This is a genomic window from Bacteroides sp. AM16-13, assembly GCF_003602705.1.
GTDB lineage: Bacteria > Bacteroidota > Bacteroidia > Bacteroidales > Bacteroidaceae > Bacteroides > Bacteroides xylanisolvens.
The window spans coordinates 73,289-88,812 of the sequence record NZ_QTLK01000026.1 but is presented as its reverse complement, the minus strand read 5'-3'; the positions used below and the strand labels follow the sequence as shown (position 1 = coordinate 88,812).

General features: G+C 42.2%; 11 protein-coding genes. 10 read left to right on the top strand and 1 reads right to left on the bottom strand.

The annotated features are described in order from the left end of the window. Positions 1-485 precede the first annotated feature (485 nt). The 9 genes from DW173_RS18900 (at position 486) to DW173_RS18860 (ending at position 12,601) form a co-directional block, all read left to right on the top strand. Positions 486-1,076 carry a V-type ATP synthase subunit E family protein gene (locus DW173_RS18900; protein ID WP_004316780.1) on the top strand — a complete coding sequence of 197 codons (591 nt, stop codon included), beginning with the start codon at positions 486-488 and terminating at the stop codon, positions 1,074-1,076. A gap of 11 nt (positions 1,077-1,087) precedes the next feature. Beyond that, positions 1,088-1,930 carry a DUF2764 domain-containing protein gene (locus DW173_RS18895; RefSeq protein ID WP_004316779.1) on the top strand — a complete coding sequence of 281 codons (843 nt, stop codon included), beginning with the start codon at positions 1,088-1,090 and terminating at the stop codon, positions 1,928-1,930. A 17-nt stretch (positions 1,931-1,947) separates the two neighbouring features. After that, the gene (locus DW173_RS18890) at positions 1,948-3,708 is read left to right on the top strand and encodes a V-type ATP synthase subunit A (protein WP_120144994.1); all 1,761 of its coding nucleotides are present in this window, start codon (positions 1,948-1,950) and stop codon (positions 3,706-3,708) included. Between the two features lie 31 nt (positions 3,709-3,739). Next, on the top strand, positions 3,740-5,068 hold the full coding sequence (locus DW173_RS18885) for a V-type ATP synthase subunit B (RefSeq protein WP_004297639.1): 1,329 nt from the start codon (positions 3,740-3,742) through the stop codon (positions 5,066-5,068). A 108-nt stretch (positions 5,069-5,176) separates the two neighbouring features. Next, positions 5,177-5,782: a V-type ATP synthase subunit D gene (locus DW173_RS18880; protein WP_004297640.1), complete on the top strand. Its 606-nt coding sequence runs from the start codon at positions 5,177-5,179 to the stop codon at positions 5,780-5,782. Further along, on the top strand, positions 5,779-7,596 hold the full coding sequence (locus tag DW173_RS18875) for a V-type ATP synthase subunit I (RefSeq protein ID WP_049702533.1): 1,818 nt from the start codon (positions 5,779-5,781) through the stop codon (positions 7,594-7,596). The genes DW173_RS18880 and DW173_RS18875 overlap by 4 nt, the downstream gene beginning before the upstream one ends. Before the next feature lie 75 nt (positions 7,597-7,671). Beyond that, positions 7,672-8,136, top strand: a complete 465-nt coding sequence (locus DW173_RS18870) for a V-type ATP synthase subunit K (protein WP_004316776.1) — start codon at positions 7,672-7,674, stop codon at positions 8,134-8,136. A gap of 202 nt (positions 8,137-8,338) precedes the next feature. Next, on the top strand, positions 8,339-10,000 hold the full coding sequence (locus tag DW173_RS18865) for a glycogen/starch synthase (RefSeq protein ID WP_008019765.1): 1,662 nt from the start codon (positions 8,339-8,341) through the stop codon (positions 9,998-10,000). A 36-nt stretch (positions 10,001-10,036) separates the two neighbouring features. Further along, a complete protein-coding gene (locus DW173_RS18860) occupies positions 10,037-12,601 on the top strand; it encodes a glycosyltransferase family 1 protein (protein ID WP_004316772.1) in 2,565 nt (854 codons plus the stop codon). A 278-nt stretch (positions 12,602-12,879) separates the two neighbouring features. On the opposite strand, the gene DW173_RS18855 is transcribed toward DW173_RS18860, so the two are convergent. Next, positions 12,880-13,983 (bottom strand): TlpA disulfide reductase family protein, encoded by a 1,104-nt coding sequence (locus tag DW173_RS18855; protein ID WP_087323333.1) that lies wholly within the window; start codon positions 13,981-13,983, stop codon positions 12,880-12,882. A 138-nt stretch (positions 13,984-14,121) separates the two neighbouring features. Between DW173_RS18855 and potA the strand changes: the two genes are divergently transcribed. Beyond that, positions 14,122-15,513, top strand: coding sequence for a polyamine ABC transporter ATP-binding protein (gene potA, locus DW173_RS18850; protein WP_004316768.1), 1,392 nt, complete (start codon positions 14,122-14,124; stop codon positions 15,511-15,513). Positions 15,514-15,524: the final 11 nt, after the last annotated feature.

The following is a 15,524-nucleotide window of genomic DNA, read 5'->3' as shown; positions in this document are numbered from 1 at the left end:
CGTTTTTAGAGAAGCCCCTTGATTCAGCAACGAATCAAGGGGCTTTCTGTTTTTGGTACTTTGCAAAAAGATCCATCAATGAATCAAGAGGGGCTGTTTTTAAGGACGGATAAAAGATAACCTCTTCTCTTCTTCCGCAAATAGGATAGCAGTATTCACTAATGCCAAATGTGATACCAATAGCTTTTGTTATTTAATCTTGTATTAATATCCTGTTTGTCGCTTTCAATATATATTTGTTTTCAAATATCTTTTGGATTCCTTATATTTGTTTTCCGGTTTGAAAAATCCGGAAATGTGTCATTTAGTAATAGGAAAAGGGCAAAAGTGGAACAAAATAGGTGTAGGTCTGTGATTTTTTTGCAAACGAATCTTTTTTCTTTTCTTCTTTCTCTTTTTTATCAAATTGATTTTTGTAAATTTGGCGAGAATCTGAGAAAGGACACATAGTTAATATAGTAATAATACTAAATACTCCTGTTAATATGGAAAACAAAATTCAAGAGTTGACCGATAAGATTTATCGTGAAGGCGTGGAAAAAGGAAACGAGGAAGCGCAAAGACTTATCGCGAATGCTCAGGAAGAAGCTAAGAAAATCATTGAGGATGCCCGTAAAGAGGCGGAATCAATTGTAAACTCCTCTCGTAAATCTGCTGATGAGTTAGCAGAAAATACTAAATCAGAGTTAAAACTATTTGCCGGTCAGGCTGTGAATGCGCTCAAATCTGAAGTCGCTACAATGGTAACTGATAAGTTGATAACCGCTTCCGTGAAAGATTTCGCTCAGGATAAAGATTATCTGAACGCGTTTATCGTAGCATTGGCATCCAAATGGAGCATAGACGAACCTATCGTCATCTCAACAGCCGATGCGGAATCACTGAAAAAATATTTTGCAGCTCATGCAAAAGCTTTATTAGACAAGGGAGTGACTATCCAGCAAGTAAATGGTATCAAGACTCTGTTTACCGTTTCTCCGGCGGACGGTTCGTATAAGGTGAACTTCGGAGAAGAAGAATTCATGAATTACTTCAAAGCGTTCTTGCGTCCTCAATTAGTAGAAATGCTATTTTAAAAAAAGCGACTATGAGTAGTAAGTACTATTACTTGGTAGCAGGTTTGCCGGAACTTTCACTGGAAGACAGTAAGCTGAGCTATACAGTAGCCGATTTTAAAACTGAAATCTACAATGGATTGTCTGCTTCAGACCGGAAGTTGATCGACTTGTTTTATCTGAAGTTTGATAATGCAAATGTGCTGAAACTTCTCAAAGATAAAGAAGCGGAAATCGACAAACGGGGAAACTACTCTGCTGAAGAACTCACAGAATATATTTCTGTTCTGAGAGAAGGCGGAGAAATCAGTCCTAAAGAATTTCCGGTTTATCTCTCCACTTTTATAACTGATTATTTGAATACTCCGGCTGAAAGTACGACTTTGCACGAAGATCATCTGGCTGCTTTGTATTATGAGTATGCCATGAAGTGTGGAAATAAGTTTGTTTCTGCCTGGTTTGAATTCAATCTGAACATCAATAATATTCTTGTTGCATTTACCAGCCGTAAATTCAAGTGGGATATTGCTTCCAATGTTGTGGGAAATACGGAAGTATGCGAAGCATTGCGTACATCAAGTGCCCGCGATTTCGGACTGTCCGGTGAAGTGGATGTTTTTGAATCGTTAGTGAAAATCAGTGAGATTACAGAACTGGTGGAGCGTGAGAAGAAGTTGGATGCCCTGCGGTGGAACTGGATGGAGGATGCTATTTTCTTCGACTATTTCACTATTGAGCGTATTTTCGCTTTCCTGCTGAAGCTGGAAATGATTGAAAGGTGGATTTCACTGGATAAGGAAAGAGGTAATCAGTTGTTCAGAAGCATTATTGAGTCGCTGAAGAACGAAGTGCAGATTCCTGCAGAATTCAGATAATAAAATTAAAGAAATATATGGCAACAAAAGGAACTGTTAGTGGCGTTATTGCCAACATGGTGACCCTCGTCGTTGACGGACCGGTAGCTCAAAATGAGATTTGTTATATCTCGACCGGTGGCGATAAGTTGATGGCGGAGGTGATTAAGGTTGTAGGTTCACATGTATATGTCCAGGTGTTTGAAAGTACCCGTGGACTGAAAGTGGGCGCCGAAGCCGAATTTACAGGACACATGCTTGAGGTGACATTAGGCCCGGGTATGTTATCGAAAAACTATGATGGTCTGCAAAATGACCTCGACAAAATGGACGGAGTTTTCCTGAAGAGAGGACAATATACGTATCCGTTGGATAAAGAGCGTATATGGCATTTCGTACCATTGGTGAATGTAGGTGACAAAGTGCAGGCTTCTGTATGGTTGGGACAGGTGGATGAAAACTTTCAGCCGTTGAAAATAATGGCCCCGTTCACTATGAAGGGAACGGCTACCGTAAAAACAATCATGCCGGAAGGTGATTATAAGATAGAAGATACTATCGCAATCCTGACAGACGAAGAAGGTAATGATATTCCTGTAACTATGATTCAGAGATGGCCCGTAAAACGTGCGATGACGAATTATAAGGAAAAACCGCGTCCTTTCAAATTGTTGGAGACTGGTGTACGTGTGATTGATACGCTGAATCCGATTGTGGAAGGTGGTACGGGATTTATTCCCGGTCCGTTCGGTACAGGTAAAACGGTGCTTCAGCATGCTATTTCTAAGCAGGCGGAAGCGGATATCGTTATCATTGCAGCTTGCGGTGAACGTGCGAATGAGGTGGTGGAAATCTTTACCGAGTTCCCCGAACTGGTAGACCCGCACACAGGACGTAAGTTGATGGAGCGTACTATTATTATTGCCAATACTTCTAACATGCCGGTAGCTGCGCGTGAAGCATCTGTATATACAGCGATGACACTGGCGGAATATTACCGTTCAATGGGATTGAAAGTCTTGTTGATGGCCGACTCTACTTCCCGCTGGGCACAGGCTCTGCGTGAGATGTCCAACCGTATGGAAGAGTTGCCTGGACCAGATGCTTTCCCGATGGATATTTCGGCTATTATCTCTAACTTCTACGGTCGTGCGGGATATGTAAAACTGAGCAATGACGAAACGGGTTCTATTACATTTATCGGTACGGTATCTCCTGCCGGTGGTAACTTGAAGGAGCCGGTAACTGAAAATACGAAGAAGGTAGCCCGTTGTTTCTATGCATTGGAACAGGACCGTGCCGATAAAAAACGTTATCCGGCAGTGAATCCGATTGATTCTTATTCAAAATATATCGAATATCCGGAATTTGAAGAGTATATCAAAGGTCATATCAATGATGAATGGATCGGAAAGGTAAATGAACTTAAGACCCGTTTACAGCGTGGTAAGGAAATTGCCGAACAGATCAATATCCTCGGTGACGATGGTGTGCCGGTAGAATATCACGTGATCTTCTGGAAATCTGAATTGATTGACTTTGTAATCCTGCAACAGGATGCTTTTGACGAAATTGACGCGGTAACTCCGATGGAACGTCAGGAAGACATTCTGAATATGATAATCGACATCTGTCATACGGAATTTGAATTTGATAACTTCAACGAAGTAATGGACTACTTCAAGAAGATGATTAATATCTGTAAGCAGATGAACTACTCGAAGTTCAAATCAGAACAGTATGAAGGATTCCAGAAACAACTGAAGGAATTGATTGAAGAGAGGAAACTTCAATCGTAAATCGTAAATTGTTAAATCGTAAATAAGTAAGATGGCAACAAAAGCTTTTCAAAAGATATATACCAAGATTACTCAGATTACCAAGGCTACTTGTTCGTTGAAAGCGACAGGAGTAGGGTATGATGAGCTTGCCACCGTGGACGGTAAACTGGCACAGGTGGTAAAGATTGCCGGTGACGATGTCACTTTGCAGGTATTTGAAGGTACGGAAGGTATTCCGACCAATGCCGAAGTAGTATTTCTCGGCAAATCGCCTACATTGAAAGTGAGTGAGCAGCTGGCCGGACGTTTCTTCAATGCTTTCGGTGACCCGATTGATGGAGGTCCGGACATTGAAGGACAGGAAGTGGAAATTGGTGGTCCGTCTGTGAATCCGGTTCGGCGTAAACAACCGTCGGAACTGATTGCAACGGGTATTGCCGGTATTGACTTGAACAATACATTGGTATCCGGTCAGAAGATTCCGTTCTTTGCCGACCCGGACCAACCGTTCAACCAGGTAATGGCAAACGTGGCCTTACGTGCTGAAACGGATAAGATTATCCTCGGCGGTATGGGTATGACGAATGATGACTACCTGTATTTTAAGAATGTGTTCTCTAATGCCGGTGCGCTCGACCGTATCGTGAGTTTCATGAATACGACCGAAAACCCGCCGGTAGAACGTTTGCTGATTCCGGATATGGCATTAACTGCTGCTGAATATTTTGCAGTAAATAATAATGAGAAAGTGCTGGTACTGCTGACCGATATGACGAGCTACGCTGATGCGTTGGCAATCGTATCCAACCGTATGGACCAGATTCCGTCTAAAGACTCTATGCCGGGATCACTTTACTCGGACTTGGCGAAGATTTACGAAAAGGCGGTGCAGTTCCCTTCCGGTGGTTCAATCACAATTATTGCGGTGACTACTTTGTCCGGTGGAGATATTACTCACGCTGTGCCTGATAACACGGGTTACATCACAGAGGGTCAGTTGTTCCTGCGTCGTGATAGTGATATTGGTAAGGTTATTGTTGACCCGTTCCGTTCGTTGTCTCGTTTGAAACAGCTGGTTACCGGTAAGAAGACGCGTAAAGACCATCCGCAGGTGATGAATGCTGCCGTACGTCTTTATGCCGATGCAGCTAACGCTAAGACGAAGATGGAAAATGGTTTCGACCTGACAAACTACGACGAACGTACGTTGGCTTTTGCGAAGGACTATTCCAATCAGTTATTGGCTATTGATGTTAACCTTGATACAACTGAAATGCTGGACGTTGCTTGGGGCTTGTTCGGTAAATACTTCCGTCCGGAAGAAGTGAATATCAAGAAAGACTTGGTGGATCAATACTGGCCAAAACAAAATAATTAGACGATTAGACGATTTACCATTTACGGTTGAAGTTTGTGGATTATTTATGTTTATAAGAAGTAATTTCAATCGCCTGATTGTAAATCGTTAAATTAGTAAATCAACGAGATGGCTATAAAGTTTCAATATAACAAAACCTCTCTTCAGCAGCTCGAAAAGCAACTGAAAGTGCGGGTGCGTACGCTTCCTATCATTAAGAATAAGGAAAGCGCCCTCCGCATGGAAGTGAAACGCTGTAAAACGGAAGCTGCCGATCTGGAGGATAGGCTCGAACAACAAATTCAAGCCTATGAAGCCATGTTCGCCCTTTGGAATGAGTTTGACGCTTCATTAATAAAGGTGAATGATGTTCATCTTGGCGTGAAAAAGATTGCGGGTGTGCGCGTACCGTTGCTCGAGAATGTAGAATTCGAGATACGTCCGTACAGTATGTTTAATGCTCCCAAGTGGTATGCCGACGGTATCCACCTGTTGGAAGAGCTGGCTCATACGGCAATTGAACGTGAATTTATGCTCGCCAAGCTGAACTTGTTAGAACATGCAAGGAAAAAGACCACTCAAAAGGTGAACCTTTTTGAGAAGGTGCAGATACCGGGCTATCAGGATGCATTGCGAAAGATCAAGCGATTTATGGAAGATGAAGAAAACCTGTCGAAATCTTCGCAAAAGATCATGAAGTCCCATCAAGAAAAAAGGAAGGAGGTAGAGGCATGATTACAAAAATGAAGAAACTCACCTTTCTGGTGTATCACAAAGAATATGAAGAATTCCTGAACAGTCTGCGGGAACTTGGGGTAGTCCACATTGTGGAGAAACAACAGGGGGCTGCCGATAACACGGAGTTGCAGGATAATATTCGTCTTTCCAACCGTTTGGCGGCTACCTTGAAGTTGCTTCAGAACCAGAAGCATGAAAAGAATGCCGTGATTGCTACGGAAGGAGGAACGGCTGCCCGTGGAATGCAAGTGCTGGACGAAGTGGATGCTTTACAGACAGAGCATGGAAAGTTGTCGCAGCAGTTGCAAAGCTATGCCAAAGAAAAAGAAGCTCTGGAAGCCTGGGGCAACTTTGAACCGGCAAATGTTCAGAAGCTGAAAGATGCCGGTTATGTAATCGGTTTCTATAGCTGTTCGGAAGGAAATTACAAAGAAGAGTGGGAAACGGAATACAATGCAATGATTGTGAACCGCATTTCTTCTAAAGTATTCTTCGTGACTGTAACGAAAGGCGGAGAGGAAGTGGACTTGGATGTAGAGCAGGCTAAATTACCTGCATACTCTTTGGCACATCTTGAAACGCTTTACAATACAACAGAACAGGCCGTTGAAGAGAATGAAAAAAGACTGGTTGCACTTTCCGAAACGGATATTCCTTCCTTGAAGGCTGCTCTGAAAGAGTTGCAAAGTCAGATTGAATTCTCTAAAGTTGTGTTAAGTTCCGAGCAGACTGCCGGTGACAAACTGATGTTGATTGAAGGATGGGCGCCTGCATTCAGTCAAGTGGAGATAGAGGCTTATCTGAATGACGCACATGTATATTATGAGATTACCGATCCGATGCCGGGCGATAATGTTCCTATTCGATTGAATAATAAGGGATTCTTTGCTTGGTTCGAACCGATCTGTAAGCTGTATATGCTTCCGAAGTATAATGAGTTGGACTTGACACCGTTCTTTGCCCCATTCTTTATGGTCTTTTTCGGACTTTGTCTGGGAGATTCCGGATATGGTTTGTTCCTGTTCCTGGGAGCTACGGCCTATCGGTTGATGGCGAAGAAAGTAACCCCGTCAATGAAGTCAATCATCTCATTGATACAGGTATTGGCGGTATCAACGTTCTTCTGCGGTTTGCTGACTGGTACGTTCTTCGGAGCGAACATCTACAATTTGGATTGGCCGATTGTGCAACGCTTGAAACATGCTGTCATGATGGATAATAATGATATGTTCCAATTATCGTTGATATTGGGAGCTATCCAGATTTTATTCGGTATGGTACTGAAAGCTGTGAATCAGACGATTCAGTTTGGTTTCAAATATGCAGTGGCAACTATCGGATGGATCATCCTGCTGGTTTCAATGGCAGTTTCAGCTTTGTTACCGGACGTAATGCCGATGGGAAGCACGGTGCACTTGATAATCCTGGGTGTTTCAGCTGCTATGATTTTCCTTTATAACAGTCCGGGAAAGAACATATTCCTGAATATCGGATTGGGATTGTGGGATTCATACAACATGGTTACTGGTTTGCTTGGAGATGTTTTGTCCTACGTTCGTCTGTTTGCTCTCGGACTTTCCGGAGGTATTCTGGCGGGAGTGTTCAACAGTCTGGCAGTAGGTATGAGTCCGGATAATGTAATAGCAGGCCCGATTGTAATGGTGCTGATTTTCGTGATCGGTCATGCAATCAATATTTTCATGAATGTGCTGGGTGCAATGGTTCACCCAATGCGTCTGACGTTCGTTGAGTTCTTCAAGAACTCCGGATATGAAGGAGGCGGTAAAGAGTACAAACCGTTCAGAAATTAAAAAAACTGAAGATTAAAAATTAGAAATAGAGAATTAATATTTTAAGAATTAAACAATAAAAAATAGAATAAGATTATGGAAATGAATTTGTTTATCGCCTACATTGGCATCGCGATTATGGTTGGTTTGTCGGGCATCGGTAGTGCTTACGGAGTAACTATTGCAGGTAATGCTGCCATCGGAGCATTGAAGAAGAATGATAGTGCATTCGGTAACTTCCTGGTATTGACAGCCCTTCCGGGTACACAGGGGCTTTATGGTTTTGCCGGTTATTTCATGTTTCAGACTATCTTCGGCATTTTGACTCCTGAAATTACAGCTATCCAGGCATCAGCAGTTCTTGGTGCAGGTATTGCTTTAGGATTGGTTGCCTTATTCTCCGCTATCCGTCAGGGACAAGTTTGTGCAAACGGTATTGCAGCTATCGGACAGGGACACAATGTATTTAGTAATACGTTGATTCTTGCCGTATTCCCCGAGCTTTATGCAATCGTTGCTTTGGCTGCAACCTTCTTGATCGGTAGTGCACTCGTTGCATAATTTTTAGCAAGAATATTTCCTATAAAGGAGTTTCAATCCCCTTGTACATGCAGCTTTGCATGTGCAAGGGGATATTCTTTTTTCATTATAGGGCAACGTTTCTTTCCTCTTCTTAACTCATATTTTTCGCATAAAGTATTATTTTTCAAAGAATAATGTGTACTTTTGCACTCGCATACTAAAAAGAGTTTTAATATATTATATGGTAAAAGATTTATTAACCCCCGATTATATCTTCGAGTCCAGCTGGGAAGTATGTAATAAAGTGGGAGGAATATACACCGTCTTGTCGACACGGGCAAATACATTGCAGGAAAAGTTCCGCGACAGAATTTTCTTCATAGGTCCTGATGTATGGCAAGGAAAAGAAAACCCTCTATTCATCGAGTCGGATAACCTATGTGCTGCCTGGAAAAAGCATGCACTTGAGAAAGACGAACTTTCTGTCCGTATAGGACGATGGAATATCCCCGGTGAACCCATAGTCATTCTTGTTGATTTCCAACCTTTTTTTGAAAAGAAAGACGATATATACACAGAAATGTGGAATCGTTATCAAGTAGATTCGTTGCACGCTTATGGCGATTACGACGAAGCTTCTATGTTTTCATACGCTGCGGGAAGAGTGGTGGAGAGTTTCTATCGCTACAACCTGACAGAAACGGATAAGGTGGTATATCAGGCGCATGAATGGATGACTGGAATGGGAGCACTTTATGTACAGGAGGCTGTGCCGGAGGTGGCTACTATTTTTACGACCCATGCTACTTCTATCGGTCGTTCTATTGCCGGTAATCATAAACCGTTGTACGACTATCTGTTTGCTTATAATGGCGATCAGATGGCGCAAGAACTGAACATGCAATCGAAACACTCGATTGAAAAACAGACTGCACATTATGTAGACTGTTTTACGACAGTGAGCGAAATAACCAATAATGAGTGTAAGGAATTACTGGATAAACCGGCAGATGTTGTTCTGATGAACGGTTTTGAAGATGATTTTGTACCGAAAGGAAGCACATTTACCGGAAAACGTAAACGTGCGCGTGCCTTGATGCTCAATGTAGCGAATAAATTATTGGGAACAAATCTGGGTGATGATACGTTAATTGTCGGAACCAGTGGACGATATGAGTTTAAGAATAAAGGTATTGATGTCTTTTTGGAATCATTAAACCGCTTGAACAGGGATAAGAATTTGCATAAGAATGTTTTGGCATTCATCAATGTACCCGGTTGGGTAGGAGACCCCCGTGAGGATTTGCAGGGACGTTTGAAAAGCAAGGAGAAGTTCGACACTCCGCTCGAAGTACCATTTATCACTCATTGGCTGCATAATATGACTCATGACCAGGTGTTGGACATGTTGAAATATCTGGGAATGGGCAATCGTCCGGAAGATAAGGTAAAAGTGATTTTTGTACCTTGTTATCTGAATGGTCGTGATGGCATCATGAATAAAGAATATTATGATATATTGTTGGGACAGGATTTGAGTGTCTATGCTTCTTATTACGAACCGTGGGGATATACTCCGTTGGAAAGTGTAGCATTCCATGTGCCGACAATCACTACTGATCTGGCAGGATTCGGACTTTGGGTAAACAGCCTGAAGAACCAGCATGGCATTAATGATGGAGTAGAAGTGCTGCATCGTTCGGACTATAATTATTCGGAAGTAGCGGATGGTATTAAAGATACAATTACGTTATTTGCGGATAAGACGGAGAAAGAAGTGAAGGAAATCCGTAAGCGTGCTGCCGAAGTGGCAGAACAGGCTTTATGGAAGCACTTTATACAATATTACTATGAGGCTTATGACATTGCCTTACGCAATGCTATGAAGCGTCAGTTGAGTTAAGAAAGAATTATTTATCAATAAGTAAACGTAAACATTATGAAAATCAAAGTTAGTAATGTGAATACTCCCAACTGGAAAGAGGTTACTGTAAAATCACGTATACCGGAAGAGTTGGAGAAGTTGTCTGAAATCGCACGCAACATTTGGTGGGCATGGAATTTTGAAGCGACTGAACTGTTTAGAGATCTAGATCCGGAACTTTGGAAAGAATGTGGACAGAATCCAGTACTGTTGTTGGAACGTATGAGCTATGAAAAGCTGGAAGCGCTGGCAAAAGACAAAGTGATTCTAAGAAGAATGAATGAAGTTTATACGAAATTCAGAGATTACATGGATGTGAAGCCGGATGAGCAACGCCCATCTATCGCTTATTTCAGTATGGAATATGGCTTGAGCAGCGTCCTGAAAATATATTCCGGTGGTCTGGGTGTATTGGCTGGTGACTATCTGAAAGAGGCTTCCGACAGCAATGTTGATTTGTGTGCAGTAGGCTTTTTGTATCGTTACGGCTACTTTACTCAAACGTTGTCTATGGATGGACAGCAGATTGCCAACTACGAAGCACAAAACTTCGGTCAACTTCCTATTGAACGTGTAATGGATGCCAATGGTCAGCCGTTGATAGTTGACGTTCCTTATCTTGATTATTTTGTTCATGCAAACGTATGGCGTGTAAACGTTGGACGTATTTCTTTGTATCTGCTTGATACGGATAATGAAATGAACAGCGAATTCGACCGTCCTATCACTCACCAGCTTTATGGCGGCGACTGGGAAAACCGTTTGAAACAAGAAATCTTGTTGGGTATCGGTGGTATCTTGACTTTGAAAGCACTGGGCATCAAGAAAGATGTTTATCACTGTAATGAAGGACATGCTGCATTAATCAATGTTCAGCGTATCTGTGACTATGTAGCTACAGGATTGACTTTCGATCAAGCTATCGAGTTGGTTCGTGCTTCTTCTCTTTACACTGTTCATACTCCGGTTCCTGCAGGTCACGACTATTTTGATGAAGGCTTGTTCGGCAAATATATGGGTGGTTATCCTTCCAGAATGGGTATCACTTGGGATGACTTGATGGATCTCGGACGTAACAATCCGGGTGACAAGGGCGAACGTTTCTGTATGTCTGTTTTTGCTTGTAACACTTCACAGGAAGTGAACGGTGTGAGCTGGCTGCACGGAAAGGTTTCTCAAGAAATGTTCTCTTCTATCTGGAAAGGTTATTTCCCGGAAGAAAGCCATGTAGGATATGTAACGAATGGTGTTCACTTCCCGACTTGGAGTGCAACTGAATGGAAAGAACTGTACTTTAAATATTTCAACGAAAACTTCTGGTTCGATCAATCTAATCCTAAGATTTGGGAAGCTATCTACAATGTGCCCGATGAAGAGATTTGGAAGACTCGTATGACTATGAAGAATAAGTTGGTTGACTATATCCGTAAGTCATTCCGCGATACATGGTTGAAGAACCAGGGAGATCCTTCCCGTATCGTTTCACTGATGGATAAGATCAATCCGAATGCATTGCTGATTGGTTTCGGTCGTCGTTTTGCTACTTACAAACGTGCACACTTGTTGTTCACCGACTTGGATCGTCTTTCTAAGATTGTGAATAATCCTGATTACCCGGTACAATTCCTGTTTACAGGTAAAGCTCATCCGCACGATGGTGCTGGTCAGGGGTTGATTAAGCGTATTATCGAGATCTCTCGCCGTCCGGAATTCCTGGGTAAGATTATCTTCCTTGAAAATTATGATATGCAATTGGCTCGTCGTCTGGTTTCAGGCGTTGATATCTGGTTGAATACTCCGACTCGTCCGTTGGAAGCATCCGGTACATCGGGCGAAAAGGCTTTGATGAACGGTGTTGTTAACTTCTCTGTATTAGACGGATGGTGGCTGGAAGGTTACCGTGAAGGTGCAGGTTGGGCGTTGACAGAAAAACGTACTTATCAGAACCAGGAACATCAGGATCAGTTGGATGCTGCTACTATTTACAGTATTCTTGAAACTGAAATCTTGCCGTTGTATTATGCACGTAATAAGAAAGGATATTCTGAAGGCTGGATCAAAGTGGTGAAGAATTCTATCGCACAGATCGCTCCTCATTATACAATGAAGCGTCAGTTGGATGATTACTATAGCAAATTCTATTGCAAACTGGCGAAACGCTTCCAGACTTTGGCTGCTAATGATAATGCAAAAGCAAAAGAAATCGCAGCTTGGAAAGAAGAAGTGGTTGCTAAATGGGATGCTATTGAAATCGTATCTTGCGACAAGGTAGAAGACCTGAAGAACGGTGACATCGAAAGCGGAAAAGAATATACTATTACTTACGTGATCGATGAAAAAGGCTTGAATGATGCAGTGGGACTTGAATTGGTTACTACTTACACAACTGCAGACGGCAAACAACATGTTTACTCTGTAGAACCGTTTAGTGTCATCAAGAAAGAAGGTAACTTGTATACATTCCAAGTTAAACACAGCTTGTCAAATGCAGGTAGCTTCAAGGTGTCTTACCGTATGTTCCCGAAGAATCCGGAGCTTCCACACCGTCAAGACTTCTGCTACGTACGTTGGTTTATCTAATTTGTTTGAAATAAAAGTAGGGGAGTCCTTCTCCCTTACTTTCATATATAGATTCAGCCCCTGTGTTCTTTCGAGAATTACAGGGGCTGAATTTTATCTGTTTGGTTGCTGACTTGTGAAGTTTTTAATAAGCAAGAAACCATCTGAAAAGTCTCTAAAAAGAAAAATCACGCTTACTGCAACATGTCGTAGTAAGCGTGATTTTATAGGATCAAGGCTTTTCGAACAGCCCCTTGTTTGAACTTTAAAGCCTTTGAAAAACCTTCTCTTTCGATCTGTTATTTTACAGCTTCTGCAATTTTAGCCTGAAGTTCTTCTCCATGCAAACCGCGAGCGATAATTTTACCACTGCCATCGATCAATACAGTGTGAGGAATACTGTTTACTGCATAAAGCTGTGCACCTTCACTTTGCCAGAATTTCAGGTCGGACATTTGTGGCCAAGTCATATTCATCTTCTTGATTGCTTCTTTCCATGCAGCTCCATCCTGGTCGAGAGATACGCCTACAATTTCGAAGTTCTTACCTTTATACTTAGCGTAAGTTTCTACCAGATTAGGCATTTCGCGACGGCAAGGACCGCACCAGCTAGCCCAGAAGTCAACCAATACCACTTTACCTTTACCAACGTAGTCAGACAACTTCACAGCCTTTCCTTCCGGAGTCTGCATTTCGAAATCAACAAATTGAGTACCTACGGCAGTCTTTTTCTGCTTGTCGGTCATCTCTTTGATTCTTACGATTGTTTCGTCATTCTGGAAATTCGCAGGAATTTGTTGCAACAAAGCTTCATTTTCGTCAGTAGAGTTATTGTAGAACGTTTGTTTAAACAAGAATACCCCAACCGGATTGGCGATGTTCTTCTTAACACCTTCTTTGATTACTTTGTCATACTGTTCTTCCAGCTGGGCACCCTCTTTTTGTTTGGCTTCTTTCTGCTCATCACTTAAAGAAGTGTCGCCCATTGCTTCATAAATGGTATTCATTTTCTTGCTGATGTCATTGATTTGAGCTCTGATTTCCTGGTATGCATCATTGTTAGGAGTACCGGTCACAGCGTCGTTATCCTTGGTCAGGGCAACGTTGATTTTTCCGTTTTCGAGGAAGAAATCAATCATCAATGGCTCTCCGTTCACTTCGCAAGTGACATAGCGGCTAACCACAGAATCTTGTGTACCTTCAAAGGTAAAAGTACCTTTGGTGATAACGGCTGTATCTAGTTTGGTCAAATTTCTGCCAGTAGCTTCCTGAAGATAAACGGTGTCACCATCGCTTGCACCTTCTACCGTACCTGTGACAACGTATCCGGCTTTGTTTCCGCCCGTACAAGCTACCATGCCTAACGCTGCCGTTGCAATAACTAAATAAGTTAACTTTTTCATGCTTTTGTAAAATTAGTGAATAAATATTTATGCAAAGATAGATTTTTTTTCTGTCGGGCATCGAAAAACACTGTTATATTAGATTAACACCTAGGTGAAAACCGCAGAAATGTGTACCTTTGCAGCCCAAACTTTAGTATGAATATGCAAGAAGATAAATCCATCATTGAGGTGAGCCATGTATCGAAGTATTTTGGCGATAAAACAGCATTGGATGATGTGACTCTAAACGTGAAAAAGGGCGAGTTTGTCACTATACTTGGTCCTTCCGGTTGCGGTAAAACCACGTTGTTGCGTCTCATTGCCGGTTTTCAGACGGCTTCGGAAGGCGAGATCCGAATTTCGGGGATGGAAATAACACAAACCCCTCCCCACAAGCGTCCCGTGAATACGGTATTTCAGAAATATGCCTTATTCCCGCACTTGAATGTATATGATAACATTGCTTTCGGCCTGAAACTGAAAAAGACACCGAAACAAACCATTGAGAAGAAAGTGAAAGCTGCTTTAAAGATGGTAGGTATGACAGATTATGAATACCGCGATGTGGATTCTCTTTCCGGTGGTCAGCAACAACGTGTAGCCATTGCCCGTGCCATTGTGAATGAGCCGGAAGTGTTGCTATTGGATGAGCCGCTGGCAGCGCTCGACCTGAAAATGCGTAAGGATATGCAAATGGAGCTCAAAGAAATGCATAAATCTTTGGGTATAACATTTGTTTACGTCACTCACGATCAGGAAGAGGCATTGACGTTGAGTGATACGATTGTTGTGATGAGTGAAGGAAAAATTCAGCAGATCGGTACACCGATTGATATTTATAATGAACCCATCAACGCTTTTGTTGCCGACTTTATCGGAGAAAGCAATATCCTCAATGGTACCATGATTCATGATAAGCTGGTACGCTTCTGCGGCACGGAGTTTGAATGTGTAGATGAAGGATTTGGTGAAAATGTTCCGGTAGACGTAGTCATCCGTCCGGAAGATCTTTATATTTTCCCCGTTTCGGATATGGCGCAGTTGGTAGGTGTGGTAGAGACTTCTATTTTCAAAGGTGTGCATTATGAAATGACGGTGATGTGCGGCGGATATGAATTTCTGGTGCAGGATTACCATCATTTTGAAGTAGGAGCGGAAGTCGGACTGCTGGTGAAGCCGTTTGATATTCACATCATGAAGAAAGAGCGTATCTGCAATACGTTTGAAGGAAAATTGCTGGATGCCACTCATGTGGAATTCCTGGGCTGTAACTTTGAATGTACTCCGGTGGAAGATATAGCTGCCGATACGAATGTCAAAGTAGAGGTAGACTTTGAAAAAGTGATTCTGCAGGATAATGAAGAAGACGGAACGCTGACAGGTGAGGTGAAATTCATCCTTTACAAGGGCGACCATTATCATCTGACCGTATTGTCAGACTGGGACGAGAATGTATTTGTAGATACGAACGATGTATGGGACGACGGAGACCGTGTAGGTATTACCATCCCTCCAGATGCCATTCGTATAATTAAAATAACCGATTAACAGGAAAGGAA